The organism is Collinsella aerofaciens, from assembly GCF_901212495.1.
Taxonomy (GTDB): Bacteria; Actinomycetota; Coriobacteriia; order Coriobacteriales; family Coriobacteriaceae; genus Collinsella; species Collinsella aerofaciens_H.
On record NZ_CAAKNY010000010.1, the window covers coordinates 1 to 16,396 of the forward strand.

Consider the following 16,396-nt stretch of genomic DNA (forward strand, 5'->3'; position numbering starts at 1 on the left):
GAACGAGTTCCCATACCCTCGTTCGGCCAGACGCCCCGCCGCTGCTTGTGTTTGTGCCGTATAATGTCCACTACCTATGACGCGATACTAAAAGAAAGGTGTTTGCCCATGCAGGCACAGAAGGCGGAGGGAACCCGCGACCTTATCGGCGCCGAGATGCGCGCCTGGCAAAAGATGCAGCAGATCGCTGCCGGCGTGTTCGAGCCGTTTGGTTTTAAGCCCATCGAGACGCCCGCGATCGAGCAGGTAGACGTGTTTGTCCACGGTATCGGCCAGTCGACCGACGTCGTGCGCAAGGAGATGTTCCGCGTGTTTAGCGGCGCCAACCTGGAGCGCGTCTTTACCGAAGGCACCGACACCAAGCTTAAGCCCAAGCAGCGCCTGGCCCTTCGTCCCGAGGGCACGGCCGGCGTGGTGCGCGCCGTCGTGGAGAACAACCTGGTGCCCCAGGGCTCCACGCCGTTTAAGGCCTACTACGCCGAGGCCATGTTCCGCGGCGAGCGTCCCCAGAAGGGCCGCCTGCGCCAGTTCCACCAGGTGGGCATCGAGTGGCTCGGCGCTCCCGATCCGGCGGCAGACGCCGAGTGCATCATCATGCTCATGGAGTTCTACAAGCGCCTTGGTTTCGATCTTTCCAAGCTCCGTCTACTCATTAACTCGATGGGCGATGCCCAGTGCCGTCCGGCATACCGCGAGCAGGTCAAGCAGTTTATCCTCGATCACGCCGACGAGATGTGCGACGAGTGCCGTGAGCGCGCCGAGCTCAATCCGCTGCGCGCCTTCGACTGCAAGAACGACCATTGCCGCGAGATCATGGCCGAGGCCCCGCTGATGGGCGACAACCTGTGCGATGAGTGCCGCGAGCACTACGAGCAGGTAAAGCGCTATCTGGATGCCGCCGGTATCGAGTATGTCGAGGATCCCACCCTGGTGCGCGGCCTGGACTACTACACCCGCACCGTCTTTGAGGTCGAGGCCCCTGGCGCAGGTGTCGGCTCCATCGGTGGCGGCGGCCGCTACGACGGCCTGGTCGAGCTCGAGGGCGGCAAGCCCACGGCAGGCGTCGGCTTCGCTGTCGGTTTTGAGCGCGCCCTGCTGGCCCTGCAGGCCTTTGGCAGCGACCTGGGTGCGGAGGAAGTCCCGTGCGTCTACGTTGCCAACGCCGGCAAGGAGCTGCGTCAGAACGTCTTTACCATTACGCAGGAGCTTCGCGCCGCGGGGATCGTGACCGAGGCCGACTATCAGGGCCGTTCGCTCAAGGCCCAGTTTAAGCAGGCCGACAAGGTGGGTGCCAAGCTCATCCTGGTCCTGGGTGGCGACGAGCTTGCCGCCGGCAAGGTCAAAGTGCGCGACATGGAGAGCCACGACGAGGTCCTCGTCGATCTGACCAACGTGGTCGAGGCGGTTCGCGAGCGCCTGTAGCGCATCATTTTGAACTGCGGGTCCGCCAAAACGTCCCGCTCGCGGCGCACGATTGTTACGGGGGCGTTTCGCTTTTATGCTGAATGCCCCCGTTTGCGTATGCCGCCCACCGAGAAATACGACCATTTGGGGCAAAAAGCCTTGCAATGCAGAAAAAACTTTTGTGTGGTAAAGCGCAATCAGCGCCGAAAGTTTTTGCCGAGTGCCTATAATGAATACCGCATGTTACGTGCATAGAAGGAGGAATGGGAGGAAACGTGGCTGAGAACCTAAGCAACCAGTCTGTACCCGAAGCCGCGGCGCGTGTCGCTGCCGTGGTCAACCGCCTCGTTAACCGAATCGGCTCGAATGCCGAGTCCAAGGAGCGTCTCGCCGAGATCGAGATTCCTGAGGAGCTGCGCGACGATCTGGCGCTGTTCTTGCGCCTGGAGCGCCGTGTGCTTAGCGAGTATGATCCCGAGATCACGGACCTGTTCGACAAGATTTTGACAGCCGAGATTGTGGCCAACGCCGGAAACCCCGGCACCCGTGCCGCCGACGAGTCCGTCGACGAGCAGGGCGTGCCCACTGCCGACGAGCCCACCGCCGTGGCGTTTCGCGAGGTCGTCGATCTGATCGACAGTCTGCCGCTCGATAAGCAGCAGGTTATCGTCCGCGCCTTTACGAGCTTCTTCCATCTGGCAAACCTGTCGGAGGAGAATTACCGCGTGGCGCAGCTGCGCGAGCGTGAGGCCGGCGCATCGACCGATACCGAGGTCGATCCCGCCAACGAGCTCACCGTTGCCTATCACCAGCTGGTGGATGAGATGGGTGTCGAGGGCGCCAACGAGTTGCTCGACAAGCTTGAGTTCCACCCCGTCTTTACCGCGCATCCCACCGAGGCCCGTCGCAAGGCCGTCGAGGGTAAGATTCGTCGTATCTCCAACCTGCTGGAGGAGCGTCCGCGTCTGGGCGGCTCCGACCTGGTGGAGAACGAGCGCCATATGCTGCAGGAGATTGACGCCCTGGTTCGCACGAGCCCCATCGCGTTGAAGAAGCCCACGCCGGTCGAGGAAGCCGATACCATCATCGACATCTTCGATAACACGCTGTTTGACGTCATTCCCGTCATCTATCGTCGTTTTGACGACTGGGTGCTGGGCGATAAGGCCGGTACCGTGCCGCCGCTGTGCCCGGCGTTCTTCCATCCCGGCAGTTGGATCGGCTCCGACCGCGACGGTAACCCCAACGTCACCGCCAAGGTGAGCCGCGAAGTCGCCGCCAAGTATTTCACCCATATGGTGCTCAAGCTCGAGGACAAGTGCCGCCGCATCGGCCGCAACCTCACGCTCGAGGCCACCTACAGCAAGCCGTCTGCCGAGCTCATCAACCTGTGGAACCATCAGGTCGAGATGAGCACCCAGTACACCGCACGTGCTGAACTGATCTCCGAGCACGAGCCGCATCGCGCCGTCATGCTCGTCATGGCCGATCGTCTGAACGCCACCGTGCGTCGCATCACCGACACCATGTACCACAGCGCCGATGAGTTCCTGGATGACCTGCGCGTCGTCCAGCGTTCGCTGGCTGCCTGCGGTGCCGTCCGTGCCGCCTACGGCCCGGTGCAGACCATCATCTGGCAGGTCGAGTCCTTCGGCTTCCACATGGTCGAGATGGAGTTCCGTCAGCACTCCGTGGTGCACGCCCGCGCCCTCAAGGATATCCACGAGAACGGTATCCATGGCGATCTGCAGCCCATGACGCGTGAGGTCATCGACACCTTCCGCGCTATCGGCTCCATCCAAAAGCGCTACGGCAAGAAGATGGCGCACCGCTACATCATCTCGTTCACCAAGAGCGCCCAGCATGTGGCCGACGTCTTCGAGCTTGCCCACCTGTCCTTTGCACATGAGGAGGATGTCCCCGAGCTCGACGTGATTCCGCTGTTCGAGCAGCTCGAGGACCTCGAGGACTGCGTCGACGTGCTCGACCAGATGCTTACGCTGCCCGTGGTGCAAAAGCGCCTTGCCCAGACCAACCGCCGCATGGAGGTCATGCTGGGCTATTCCGACTCCTCCAAGGATGCCGGTCCTACCACGGCCATGCTCGCGCTGCACTCCGCGCAGGAGCGCATTGCCAAGTGGGCCGAGAAGAACGATATCGACCTGGTGCTCATGCACGGTCGCGGCGGTGCCGTGGGCCGTGGTGGCGGCCCGGCCAACAAGGCCGTGTTGGCGCAGCCCAAGGGTTCGGTCAACTGCTTCTTTAAGCTCACCGAGCAGGGCGAGGTCATCTTTGCCCGTTACGGCAACCGCACGCTGGCTCAGCGCCATGTTGAGTCCGTTGCCGCCGCAACGCTTTTGCAATCGGCCCCGAGTGTCGAGAATACCAACACCGAGACCACGCAGAAGTTCTGGGATATGGCCGAGAAGCTTAACGCCGCAAGCCACGAGCGCTATCTGGACCTGCTGAACACCGAGGACTTTACACCGTGGTTCTCGACCGTGACGCCGCTGACCGAGGTCGGTCTGTTGCCAATCGGCTCGCGTCCCGCCAAGCGCGGCCTGGGTGCCAAGTCGCTCGACGACCTGCGTACCATTCCGTGGATCTTCAGCTGGAGCCAAGCGCGTATCAATCTGGCCGCTTGGTACGGCCTGGGTACCGCCTGCGAGCAGTTTGGCGATCTGGACCAGCTTAAGGCTGCCTACCAGGAGTGGCCGTTCTTCCGCACGTTCATCGACAACATCGAGATGTCGATCGCCAAGACCGATCAGCGCATTGCCAAGATGTATCTGCATCTGGGCGACCGCGATGATCTGTCCAAGAAGGTCTTTACCGAGATGCAGCTCACCCGTAAGTGGGTCCTTGCCATCGTCGGTGACGAATGGCCGCTGCAGCGCCGTCGCGTGCTCGGCTGCGCCGTTCGCGTGCGTAACCCCTACGTCGACGCCCTGTCCATCGCCCAGGTCCGCGCCCTTCGCGAGGTGCGTATGAACCAGGACGAGATGGCCGAGGAGAAGAAGGCCGAGTACATGGGCCTGATTCTTTCGACTGTGACCGGCGTCTCGGCAGGATTGCAGAACACGGGGTAATCGATAGCCCTGTGGCTCTCACCGGGAATCGATGGGTTTCCCTCTGAATGCGTCCTCGCACTTGAAGCCCCCTTATCCTGCTCCTTCGGAGCTGCGGATAAGGGGGCTTCGTGCTGCGGAATGCATTCAGAGGGAAACCCATCGGGTCCCTTCGTCCTCGGTCTTCAGGGACTGGAGCTTATGAGAATAAAGTGCGCTTCGCGCCTAAAGTGGAGTGCGGCGAGGGCTTCTTGCGTCCTGCGGAGTGTGCCTAAAAGTGAACTGATGGCGGGCCCTGCGATGTCCGGTCTTCGGCGGATTACTGGCTGAGGGATTAAAGTGTGCTTCTCGCCTTACGACTGTAGCGGCCGCGGTCCCGTTTGGGGTCGCGGCCGTTGTTTGTGGGTCAAATATGAACGTTGTGTTAATGAGTCAGTGGACGGTGATGTTTTTCGGTGAGCGGCGTATCCTTCCAACGGTTTATCTAGTGTGTCAGTTGAAAGGAAGAGGGCGCTCGACATTGTTTGAATGTGAACTGCCGTTTGACCACAAGACGTTACATCTAAAGCTCGAGGATAAGAACTTCGCGGGTGTGATGGAAGGTCACCAAAACGAGTTTAAGACTACAAAATCTCAGGAAGAGCTGGTAGAGGAGTCGCTTGCCAACCCTTATGGCTCACCTTCGCTCGAGGAGCTTTGTGCTGGCAAGAAGGATATCGTCATCATCAGCTCCGACCATACGCGTCCCGTTCCCTCGCGCGTTACCATGCCTATTCTGCTGCATCACATCCATACTGCCGCGCCCGAGGCTCGTGTGCGTATTTTGGTTGCGACGGGTATGCATCGTCCGTCGACGCACGAGGAGCTCGTCAACAAGTATGGCGAGGAGATCGTTGCCAACGAGGAGATCGTCATGCACGTCGCGACTGATGACAGCATGATGAAAAAGATCGGCACCCTGCCTTCTGGTGGCGAGTGCATCATCAACAAAGTTGCCGCCGATTGCGATCTGCTGCTCGCCGAGGGCTTTATCGAGCCGCACTTCTTTGCCGGTTTCTCTGGTAGCCGCAAGTCCGTGCTGCCCGGCATCGCCAGCTATAAGACCATCATGTACAACCACAACGGTCAGTTTGTAAACGACTCCCATTCGCGTGCCGGCAACCTGTGCCACAACCACGTGAGCGAGGACATGTTTGCCGCTGCCGAGATGGCTCACCTCGCCTTTGTGCTCAACGTGGTGCTCAACGGCAAGCACGAGGTCATCGGCTCCTTTGCCGGCGACATCCACAAGGCGCACGAGGCCGGCTGCGAGTTCGTGAAGAGCCTCGCCGGCGTTGAGCCCGTCGAGTGCGAGATTGCCATCACCACCAACGGTGGCTATCCGCTCGATCAGAACATCTATCAGGCCGTGAAGGGCATGTGCGCTGCCGAGGCCACACTTCCCGAGGGCGGCGTGATTATCGATGTCGCCGGTTGTGCCGACGGTCACGGTGGCGAGGGCTTCTATCACAACATCGCCGACAATGATCCGGCAGAGTTTGAGCGCGCCTGCATCGACCGTCCTAAGGATGAGACCCTGCCCGACCAGTGGACGAGCCAGATCTTTGCCCGCATCCTGGCGCATCACCCTGTGATCATGGTCACCGACCTGTGCGATCACCAGATGCTCAAGGATATGCACATGACGCCGGTCAACACTATCGAGGAGGCGCTCAAGCTTGCCTTTGAGATGAAGGGTGCCGATGCCAAGGTTGCCGTTATCCCCGATGGCCTGGGTGTTGTCGTCGCGCAGCACTAATGCGCGGCCCAAACGAATCGTTTGTAACTGACAAGAAAGATAAAGTTTTATGCTTACCAAACTCCTTTGCGAATTCGGCGCAACGGCCCTCATGATCGTCTTTGGCGTGGGCGTACACTGCGATACCGTGCTCAAGGGCACCAAGTATCAGGGTTCCGGCCATATGTTTGCCATCACCACCTGGTCTTTTGGCATCTCGGTCTGCCTGTTTGTCTTTGGCGGCGCCGTATGCATGAACCCTGCCATGGTGCTTGCCCAGTGCATCGTCGGTTTGGTGCCGTGGGGCAGCTGCATCCCCTTTATGCTCGCTGATATGCTCGGCGGCTTTGTGGGTGCCGTGATCGCGTGGTTTATGTATGCCGATGAGTTCAAGGCCTCCGAGGGTGCCGTCGACCCCATTGCACAGCGCAATATCTTCTCGACCAACCCCACCACCGAGGGCACCAACTATGCCCGTAACTTCTTCTGCGAGGCTATCTGCACCTTTGTGTTCATCAGCGCCATCCTTGCTGCCGCTAGCCGCGCCGGCGAGAACGTTTTGATGCTCGCTATCTGCGTCGGTCTGATCGTTTGGGCTGTTGGTATGGGCATGGGCGGCATCACCGGCTTCGCCATGAACCAGGCTCGTGACCTTGGTCCTCGCATGGCCTATCAGGTGCTGCCGATCAAGAACAAGGCCGACAACAACTGGAAGTACGGCCTACTTGTTCCTGGCATCGCTCCGTTTGTCGGTGCCGCTCTGGCTGCACTGTTTGTACACGGTTTCTTGGGCATGTTCTAGTCCAAGGCTACATAGTTGTCCGCTGGCCGCATGGGGTAACTTCCCAGCGCGTCCTCGGACATGCAAAAAGGCTCGCTGCGCACTTCGTGCGGCGAGCCTTTTTGTGTCCTGCGGAATGCGCTGGGAAGTTACCCCATGCGGCCAGCTGTGGGATTTTAGTCGCGTTGGAACAAGCAACCCAACATATATATCTGAATTTGGATGGGAGGGGCTTGTTGCTGTTGGGGGCGTTGAAGTGCGAGTGACACTTTGGGATGCGTGGTGCCCTGGGTTGGGGCGATGCTTTGGGATGAGCTTCTTACTTAGCTAAAGAGGGGCTTTATGGCCGAGAGGTAGTCTTTGGCGACGTCGGCCTTATCTGCTTGGAAGTTGTGCCAGGCCCACCATTGGACCATTCCTACGAAGCTTGAGGCTATGTGGTGTAGCAGGAAGCTGCGGTCCATGGTGGCGGCGGGGCCGTTTGAGTCGGTAGGGACGGTTTCGGCCGCGCGCGACATGATGGTCTTGCGTAAACAGTCGGCGAAGACGCGTGAGCCGGCGCCGGCTACGAGGGCTCGAACGCCCTGGCGGCGCTCCCAGAGGTTGTTGAGGATATGCTCGACCTGCACGAGTGGGTCGTCGAGCGGTGTGCCATCGTCGTCGAGGGCATGGGTGCAGATGTCGTTCACGAGCTCGGACAGTAGGTCTTCTTTGCTCTTAAAGAGGCCGTAGAATGTCGCGCGGCCTACGTGAGCGCGCGCGATGATGTCGCCGACGGTGATCTTGCCGTAGTCCTCTTCGCGAAGGAGCTCGGAAAACGCCGTGACAATAGCGGCACGGCTTTTGGTTTTGCGGGCATCCATGGCTATGCATCTACGTGAACCAGCAGGCAACGGAGCGTGCCGGAGCAGCCCTCGTAGGGGCGCTTACCGGCGCCGTAGCCGACGGCCTCGATGCGGTAGCGGGCCGGCAGGTGCTCGGACGTGCGCAGTGCGGCGACGATGGCGGCGCCCGTGGGCGTCACGAGCTCGCCGGCGACCGGTGCGGGCGTGAGGGCGATATTGCCTGCTTGGCATAGGTTGACGACGGCGGGCACCGGGATGGGCATAAGGCCGTGGGCACAGTGGATGGTGCCGTGACCCTCGGAGAGAGACTCGACGACAATATCCTCGATGCCCAGGTCATCGAGGCAGATGGCGACCGAGCAGATGTCAACGATGGAATCGATGGCGCCTACCTCGTGGAACATGACGGTCTCGGGCGTTTTGCCGTGGGCCTTGGCCTCGGCGGCGGCAAGCGCGGTAAAGATGGCGAGCGCGCGATGCTTGGCACCATCGCTTAGCTGCGAGCCGTCGATGATGTCGGTGACGTCCGCCAAAGAACGGTGGTGATGATGGTGGACGTGATGATGGCCCTCGTGCTCATGGGCGTGGCCCTCATGGTCTTGCTCATGACAGTGCTCGTGTTTATGCTCACCATGATCATGGTGGTGGTGCTCATGCTCATGTGTGTGCTCGGCAGCTGCTTCGTTGCCGTAGAGCCAGGCCATGTCGTGGTCGTGGTTCTCGAGCTCCTCTGCCAGCCGAACGTCAAAGTCGCAGGCGTCGATGCCATGCTTGTTTACGCGCGTAACGGCAATCTCAAAGCCGCCGACCGGAAGCGTGGCGAGCTGCTCGCGCAGATGCTCCTCGCCGGCGCCCAGGTCGAGCAGGGCCGCGACGGTCATGTCGCCGCTGATGCCCGAGGTGCCGTCGATGACAAGCGTGTGCTGATGGTTGGACATGAAATGCTCCTTAGCAGGCGCAGGACGTGCCGGCGCTCAGATGATTGATAAGACTTGCCTGATAGGCGGCGCCGAAGCCGTTGTCGATGTTGACGACCGAAACGCCGCTGGCGCAGGAGTTGAGCATGGCGAGCAGTGCGGCCACGCCGCCAAAGCTCGCGCCATAGCCCACGCTGGTGGGGACGGCGATGACCGGACAGCTCACAAGGCCTCCGATGACGCTCGCCAGGGCGCCTTCCATACCGGCGATGGCGATGATCACCTGCGCCTGGGCAAGTTCCTCAGCATGAGCGAGCAGGCGGTGCAGGCCGGCGACACCCACGTCGTAGAGGCGATCGACCTCGTTGCCGTAGAACTCGGCCGTCAGTGCCGCCTCTTCGGCGACGGGCAGGTCGCTCGTGCCGGCGCAGGCGACGACAACGCGTCCGTTGCCGGTGGGGGAGGGCTTGCCACCAACCAGGGCGAGCTGGGCATCCGGGGCATATCCCAGGTCAATGTCATTGCCAAGAAGCTCAGCGGTGCGCGCTGCTTTTTCGGCATCCAAGCGTGTGACCAGGATGCGCTCCTGGCCTGCATCGAGCAATGCTTTGATAATGGCGGCAATTTGCTCGGCGGTTTTACCGGCACCGTAGACAACCTCACCGGCCCCCTGGCGCACTCCGCGCGAAAGATCGAGCTGCGCAAAGCCCAAATCGGCGGTTGGAGCCGTCTGGATGCGCGTAAGGGCGTCGGCCGGGGTGACTGTTCCGCCGGCAACATCGCTCAGCAGCTGCTCAAGATCTCGCTTATCCATATATGTTCCCTTCGACGGCGCAAAGTCTAACACTCAAAGGGGATGTTTCCGAACACTAAGACAAAATTGTTCGGAAACTATAGGACAGACTGATTCAATTGTTAGACGGATCGGCTAGTCACGCAGGATGATGTCCATGGCGAGCATCAGGTTGCGCTCGTCGATGGCAAACGGAGCGGCTTCGCGCGTCTTGGGCTTGGCGCAAAAAGCGATGCCCGTGCCCGCGGCCTGGATCATGGGGATGTCGTTTGCCCCGTCGCCAATAGCGACCGTGTGGGCCATGTCGACGCCGCACTCAACTGCCCAGTCCAGCAGCTGGATGAGCTTGGACTCCTTGGTCACAATGTCGGCGGCCAACTTACCGGTGAGCTTGCCGTCCACGACTTCCAGGCGGTTGGCCAGGCAAAAATCGATGCCCGCGGCGGCCACGATCTTGTCAGCGACCTCGTGGAAGCCGCCGCTCACCACGCCGACCTTCCAGCCCTTGCTGTGTGCCGAGCGCACAAGCTCCAACGCGCCGGGGGTAAATGTCACGCGCTCAAAGGCGCGCTCGAACACGCTCTCGTCCAGGCCGGCGAGCAGCCCCACGCGCTCCACGAGCGCTTGCTTAAAGTCCAGCTCGCCGCGCATGGCGCGTTCGGTGATCTGTGCCACCTGCCCACCCACGCCGGCCTCTTCGCCCAACAGGTCGATGACCTCCTGGTTGATGAGGGTGGAGTCGATATCCATAACGATGAGGCGTGCAGTCATGACGGGCCTTTCCAGGTGCTGTTTTATTGGGGCACATTGTCGCACGTGACGAGCGCGGGCGGGTGCCGCGGCGCGTCGATTGTTTCGTCTCCGTCAAGTCTTTGGGCGGGAGCCACTTTTTCGCGGCACATCGGCACGGGTGCGATAAGATAATACGCCATGTCTGGCTGCGCGGTTTACGCAGGCTGGGCAAATCTGTACGACGCCGCCCGGAACGACACGGGGCGGCACAGATCCATAAAGGAGGATCACTGGTATGAGCCAGACCCGTCCCATCGACGCGCATTCCATGCACACCCGTACCTGCGGTGAGCTTCGCCGCGAGAACGTGGGCGAAGAGGTTACCCTCACCGGTTGGGTGAGCCGTCGCCGCGATCACGGCGGCCTTATCTTCTGCGATCTTCGCGACCGCGAGGGCATCACACAGCTTACCTTCGACCCCGAGCACTCCGACGGCGACGCCTTTAAGATCGCCGAGACCATGCGTCCCGAGTGGCCCATCAAGATTCACGGCGTCGTGCGCGCCCGTGGTGAGGAGACCACCAACGCCAAGCTCGCGACCGGCGAGATCGAGGTCCTGACCGACCACGCCGAGGTGCTCAACACGTCCGTCACCCCGCCGTTCCAGATCGAGGACGGCATCGAGACCAGCGAGGACACCCGCCTGCGCTATCGCTATCTGGACCTCCGTCGTCCCGAGATGATGGCCAACCTCAAGCTGCGCTCCGACTTCACCTTTGCCATTCGCGAGGCGCTGCACAACCGTGAGTTCATGGAGGTCGAGACGCCCTCCCTGTTCAAGTCCACGCCCGAGGGCGCCCGCGACTTCATCGTTCCCAGCCGCATCCAGCCGGGCAACTTCTACGCCCTGCCGCAGTCCCCGCAGCTCCTGAAGCAGCTGCTCATGGTCGGTGGCGTCGAGCGCTACTACCAGGTTGCCAAGTGCTTCCGCGACGAGGACCTGCGCGCCGACCGTCAGCCCGAGTTCACCCAGGTCGATATCGAGATGGCCTTCGTGGACCAGAACGATGTCATGAGCGCGCTCGAGGAGGTCCTGTCCGATGCTTTCGGCCGCATGGGTGTCGAGATGCCCACGCCGCTGCGTCGCATGGACTACTGGGAGGCCATGGACACCTATGGCTCCGACAAGCCCGATACTCGCTACGGTATGCACCTGGTCGACCTGACCGACGTGTTTGCCAACTCCAAGTTCAAGGTCTTTGCGACTGCCGCAAACGAGGAGGGCTCTGTCGTCAAGGCCATCAACGCTAAGGGCGCCGGTGCCTGGGCACGTGCCAAGATCGATAAGCTCGCCGGCGTGGCCTCCACGTTTGGCGCCAAGGGCCTGGCTTGGATCGCTTTCCGCGAGGACGGCTCCATCAACAGCCCCATCGTCAAGTTCTTCTCGGACGAGGAGATGGCCGCTCTGCGCGAGCGCATGGACGTCGAGCCCGGCGACCTTGTGATGTTCGCCGCCGGCCCGCGCCTGCTTTCTGACGAGATTCTGGGCGGCATGCGTTCGCACATGGCCAATGCGCTCGAGATCAAGCGCGAGGGTCACGACTTCCTGTGGGTCGTCAACTTCCCGCTGTTCCATTGGGACGAGGATCGCAAGGCTTACGCTGCCGAGCACCAGCCGTTTACCCTGCCGACCGAGACCGATATCGCCAAGATTGAGGCCGATCCGCTGGCAGCCGGTTCGTGCACCTACGACTTTGTCATGGACGGCTTTGAGGCCGGCGGCGGCGGTATGCGTATCCACAACGCCGGGATGCAGATGTCCATGCTCAAGCTCCTGGGCTTTACCGAGGAGCGCGCCGAGTCGCAGTTCGGCTTCCTCATGGAGGCGCTCAAGTTTGGTGCGCCCCCGATGGGCGGTTTTGCCCTGGGTCTGGACCGCGTGTGCATGCTGCTTACCGGCTCCGATTCCATCCGCGACGTCATGGCGTTCCCCAAGACGGCCAGCGGCTCCGACCTCATGTCGGGCGCCCCGAGTGCCGTTAGTGGCGCCCAGCTCAAGGACGTCAGCCTGCGCCTGATGTAGGCAAGCGGCTACATAGTGCCCACAACGAGGGAAGGACGCGTACCTTCCCTCGTTTTTTGTGGGACGGGGGTGTGCGCCGGTAACGTACAATAGCTACCACGTGGCTGGGTTTGCCGGCCGAATGTGCGATGTCGTGGGAGGGGACATGGTCGAGTTCACGAAGACGATTAAAGATCCGTTGGGACTGCATGCCCGCCCGGTCGCGCTGCTCTACGACATCATCGCCAAGCATCGTAGCGACGTGTCGGTCAGCATCGGCGACCGCCATACCGACGGTCGCGACGTGATGGGCCTCATGGCTCTCTATGGCGACTGCGGCGAGGACATCATCTTCCGCGTTTCGGGCGTAGACGAGGCTTCCTGCGTTACGTCGATCAGAAATCTCTCGCTCTAAGCATGACAGGGCGCGGCAAAGGACAGCTCTTTGCCGCGTCTTTTTGTTTCGTATAGGAAACTTTTTCGAAATCTGAATAGGGACCCTTTCCAAAAAGTTAACCACGTGCTAGTTTACTAAAGCGAACATAGACGTGGTTAACTTTTATCGCGTCGATGTTGAGGACGAACTGACGTTAGGAGCCACTCATGTCTTGTGGACCGCAGGTGCCGGCCATGCCACTTTCGATGGTAAAGGCGGGCGAAACCGTGCGCGTGTCTCGCGTAAAGGGCAATGAAGACATGAAACACCACCTCAAGGACCTCGGCTTTGTCGAGGGCAACGAGGTCCACGTGGTGAGCTCGAGTGGCGCCAATATCATCGTCACGGTGCTGGGCGCACGCTTTGGCATTGATTCCAAGGTGGCCATGCACATCATGACCGTCGGTTAGTCGACGGTATTTCTGTACGCACTGAAAGGGGGACAAGTAAATGAAGACGTTGGGTGACGTTAAGGTGGGCGAGAGCTCTACCATCGTCAAGCTTCACGGTGAGGGTGCGCTTCGTCGCCACCTTATGGACCTGGGGCTCATCAAGGGCACTTCGTTTAAGGTCGTGAAGGTTGCACCGCTCGGTGATCCGATCGAGATCAACGTGCGCGGCTACGAGCTTTCCATTCGCAAGGAAGAGGCGGCCGTCGTCGAGGTCCAGTAAGGGCTCCGGCGTATATTTCTGCAGATAAAGTTAGGTATTTCTAACTTAATGCTGCAACTTTGAAGCACATTATCCAGCCCGCCCGGAGAAAGCAGCGCGGGCACACAAGGAAGAAGGATTGAATGGCGGATTCTCAGATCCATGTCGCGCTGGCGGGTAACCCCAACTGCGGCAAGACCACGCTTTTCAACCTGATTACCGGCGCTAACGGCTACGTTGGCAACTGGCCCGGTGTCACGGTTGAGAAAAAGGAGGCCAAGCTCCTAAGCGACAAGAACGTTACCATCACGGACCTCCCCGGCATCTACTCGCTTTCCCCCTACAGCCCCGAGGAGCAATGCTCACGCGATTACCTCATGAGCGGCGAGCCCGATGTTGTCGTCCAGGTGGTCGACGCCACCAACCTCGAGCGCAACCTGTACCTGGCGCTTCAGGTTATCGAGACCGGCCTGCCCGTGGTCGTTGCCCTCAATATGGCCGATTTGGTCGAGAAGAACGGTGACAAGATCGACACGGACAAGCTTTCCAAGAAGCTCGGCTGCCCGGTCATGATGATCTCGGCCCTTAAGAATAAGGGCATCACCGAGCTCTTTGAGCAGGTCAAAAAGTCCGCTGCTTCCAAGGGCCAGGTGCCGGAGCACAAGTTCGACTCCTCCATCGAGGACGTTCTGGACCACATCGAGAACAACCTGCCGGCGAGCGTTCCGGCCAACAAGCGCCGCTATTACGCCGTCAAGCTGTTCGAGCGTGATACGGACGCCTGCAAACTCATCAACCTCACCAAGGAGAAGGCCGCTCGCGTGGAGGAGCTGATCGCTCAGTGCGAGCAGGATTGCGACGACGATGCCGAGTCCATCATCACCGGTGAGCGCTATGGCGTCATCGCGCACATCATCGATGAGTGCCTCACCAAGGCTCCGGCCAAGATGAGCACCTCCGAGAAAATCGACTACGTGGTTACCAACCGCATTCTGGGCCTGCCGATCTTCGTAGTCATTATGTTCTGTGTGTACTACATCGCTGTTTCCACCTTGGGCGGTACGGTGACCGACTTCACCAACGACCAGCTCTTCGGCACCGATGGTTGGTTCGTGCTGGGCCAGGGCCGCGATGCATATGACGAGGCTGCTGGCGAGTACACGCAGGCTCAGGCCGAAATCGCCGCGTTTATCGCCGCTGCCGACGCCAAGGGCATCGACGTTTCTGCTTATAACGATGCCGTCGACGCCGAGGACGGTGACGCTGCCGCCGACGCGCTCAAGACCATCGCAGCCGAGCCTGAGGCCGCGTCCGTGAAGGGCAAGGTCGAGGAGGACGAGGACGCCGGTACGACTGCCGCTACCGTCACTGCGTCTCAGGCGGTCAAGGACCTCGACGTCACCGAGCCCGACCCCGCCGACTACGGTCCGTTCGTCCCCGGCATCACCACCGCGGTGCATAACGCTCTTGTGGCGGGCGGCACCGAGGACGGAGGCCTGGTCGATTCGCTGGTCTGCGACGGCATCGTCGCCGGCCTGGGCGCCATCTTCGGCTTCGTCCCGCAGATGTTCCTGCTCTTTGTGATGCTGTCCTTCCTGGAGGACTGCGGCTATATGGCCCGCGTCGCCTTTATCATGGACCGCGTGTTTCGCCGCTTTGGCCTGTCCGGTAAGTCCTTTATCCCCATGCTTGTGTCCTCGGGCTGCGGCGTCCCCGGCGTCATGTCTACCAAGACTATCGAGAACGAGAAGGACCGCCGCATGACGGTCATGACCACCACGTTCATTCCCTGTGGCGCCAAGCTGCCGATCATCGCCTTGCTCATGGGCTCCATCATCGGCGATTCTTCCACCACCGCGAAGTGGATCAGCCCGCTCTTCTACTTCCTGGGCGTCTTTGCCGTCATCGCCTCGGGCCTCATGCTCAAGAAGACCAAGCTCTTCGCCGGTCGCCCGACGCCGTTCGTTATGGAGCTCCCTGCCTACCACTTCCCGGCGATCCGCTCTTGGGCGCTGCACGTGTGGGAGCGCTGCTGGGCCTTTATCAAGAAGGCGGGTACGGTCATCTTCGCATCCACCGTCGTCGTTTGGTTCCTCTCCAACTTTGGTAGCTATAACGGTGCCTTTGGCTTCCTGCCTGCGATGGACGGCATCCCCGAGGAGTATATGGACTACTCCGTGCTCGCCATGCTGGGCAACCTGGTTGCCTGGATCTTCGCCCCGCTCGGCTTTAGCACCTGGCAGGCAGCTGCGCTGACTTTCTCTGGCCTTGTCGCTAAGGAGAACGTCGTCGCCACCGCCGGCTCGCTGCTGTCCGTCGCCGACGCGGGCGAGACCGATCCGAGCCTGTGGACCGCGTTTGCCGGCATGTTTCCCACCATGGGCGCCTGCGTTGCCTTCGGCGCCTTCAACCTGCTGTGCGCTCCGTGCTTTGCCGCCATTGGCACCATCCGCAACCAGATGGACTCCGGCAAGTGGACCGCGATTGCCATCGGCTACGAGTGTGCCTTTGCTTGGGTCATCGGCCTGTTCATCAACCAGTTCTACAACCTGTTTGTTCTGGGGCAGTTTGGTATCTGGACGGTTGTGGCCATTGTGCTGCTGGCCGCGATGCTCTTCCAGATCTTCCGTCCCATGCCTAAACACGCATGGACTGACGAGGACGAGAGCAACACCGCTTCCGCCGCAGTTTCCGCCTAAGTCCGAATAAGGATTAACCCCTTTCCACGAGCCCGAGTGTCTTAGCGACATTCGGGCTTTTTGGTGCATAGGGACAAGTCGGTACAAAAGTAATCTGTCCCCCATGCACCAATTAGTTGCGGTGAAATAGTTCCTGCCTGAGGGCGTTAGCGGCATTTTTAGGTACTATTTCACCGCAACTTTTTTGGTGAGGGGAATGTGGCGTTTCTGCAGATAAAACCGACCAAAATA

At 60.6% G+C, this 16,396-nt stretch carries 13 protein-coding genes; 9 read left to right on the forward strand and 4 right to left on the reverse strand.

Features of this window, described 5'->3' with window-relative positions; all coding sequences use genetic code 11:
* Positions 1-108 precede the first annotated feature (108 nt).
* The 4 genes from hisS to larD all read left to right on the forward strand — a co-directional run bounded on the left by hisS (position 109) and on the right by larD (position 7,051).
* Complete coding sequence (hisS, locus tag SFLMC1_RS00450) at positions 109-1,422, forward strand: histidine--tRNA ligase (protein ID WP_152074765.1); 1,314 nt, start codon at positions 109-111, stop codon at positions 1,420-1,422.
* Between the two features lie 257 nt (positions 1,423-1,679).
* Complete coding sequence (locus tag SFLMC1_RS00455; RefSeq protein WP_373422699.1) at positions 1,680-4,493, forward strand: phosphoenolpyruvate carboxylase; 2,814 nt, start codon at positions 1,680-1,682, stop codon at positions 4,491-4,493.
* Between the two features lie 499 nt (positions 4,494-4,992).
* Entirely contained in the window at positions 4,993-6,270 is a 1,278-nt protein-coding gene (larA, locus tag SFLMC1_RS00460; protein ID WP_161162339.1) for a nickel-dependent lactate racemase, read from the forward strand.
* A 49-nt stretch (positions 6,271-6,319) separates the two neighbouring features.
* Positions 6,320-7,051 carry a D/L-lactic acid transporter LarD gene (larD, locus tag SFLMC1_RS00465; RefSeq protein ID WP_152074762.1) on the forward strand — a complete coding sequence of 244 codons (732 nt, stop codon included), beginning with the start codon at positions 6,320-6,322 and terminating at the stop codon, positions 7,049-7,051.
* A 302-nt stretch (positions 7,052-7,353) separates the two neighbouring features.
* On the opposite strand, the gene SFLMC1_RS00470 is transcribed toward larD, so the two are convergent.
* The 4 genes from SFLMC1_RS00470 to serB form a co-directional block, all read right to left on the reverse strand.
* Positions 7,354-7,893: a TetR/AcrR family transcriptional regulator gene (locus SFLMC1_RS00470; protein ID WP_152074761.1), complete on the reverse strand. Its 540-nt coding sequence runs from the start codon at positions 7,891-7,893 to the stop codon at positions 7,354-7,356.
* A 2-nt stretch (positions 7,894-7,895) separates the two neighbouring features.
* Entirely contained in the window at positions 7,896-8,813 is a 918-nt protein-coding gene (locus tag SFLMC1_RS00475) for a LarC family nickel insertion protein (protein WP_152074760.1), read from the reverse strand.
* Positions 8,814-8,823: 10 nt separating this feature from the next.
* On the reverse strand, positions 8,824-9,606 hold the full coding sequence (gene larB / locus SFLMC1_RS00480) for a nickel pincer cofactor biosynthesis protein LarB (protein ID WP_152074759.1): 783 nt from the start codon (positions 9,604-9,606) through the stop codon (positions 8,824-8,826).
* Between the two features lie 114 nt (positions 9,607-9,720).
* Positions 9,721-10,356: a phosphoserine phosphatase SerB gene (gene serB / locus SFLMC1_RS00485; protein ID WP_152074758.1), complete on the reverse strand. Its 636-nt coding sequence runs from the start codon at positions 10,354-10,356 to the stop codon at positions 9,721-9,723.
* 256 nt (positions 10,357-10,612) lie between these two features.
* On the opposite strand from serB, the gene aspS reads away from it, so the two are divergent.
* The 5 genes from aspS to SFLMC1_RS00510 all read left to right on the forward strand — a co-directional run bounded on the left by aspS (position 10,613) and on the right by SFLMC1_RS00510 (position 16,165).
* Complete coding sequence (gene aspS, locus SFLMC1_RS00490) at positions 10,613-12,400, forward strand: aspartate--tRNA ligase (RefSeq protein WP_152074757.1); 1,788 nt, start codon at positions 10,613-10,615, stop codon at positions 12,398-12,400.
* A gap of 145 nt (positions 12,401-12,545) precedes the next feature.
* On the forward strand, positions 12,546-12,794 hold the full coding sequence (locus SFLMC1_RS00495; RefSeq protein ID WP_187323787.1) for an HPr family phosphocarrier protein: 249 nt from the start codon (positions 12,546-12,548) through the stop codon (positions 12,792-12,794).
* 188 nt (positions 12,795-12,982) lie between these two features.
* Positions 12,983-13,225 (forward strand): ferrous iron transport protein A, encoded by a 243-nt coding sequence (locus SFLMC1_RS00500; protein WP_152074755.1) that lies wholly within the window; start codon positions 12,983-12,985, stop codon positions 13,223-13,225.
* A 40-nt stretch (positions 13,226-13,265) separates the two neighbouring features.
* Positions 13,266-13,487: a ferrous iron transport protein A gene (locus tag SFLMC1_RS00505; protein ID WP_152074754.1), complete on the forward strand. Its 222-nt coding sequence runs from the start codon at positions 13,266-13,268 to the stop codon at positions 13,485-13,487.
* Positions 13,488-13,609: 122 nt separating this feature from the next.
* Positions 13,610-16,165: a ferrous iron transporter B gene (locus SFLMC1_RS00510; RefSeq protein ID WP_152074753.1), complete on the forward strand. Its 2,556-nt coding sequence runs from the start codon at positions 13,610-13,612 to the stop codon at positions 16,163-16,165.
* The last annotated feature ends 231 nt before the right edge of the window (positions 16,166-16,396 follow it).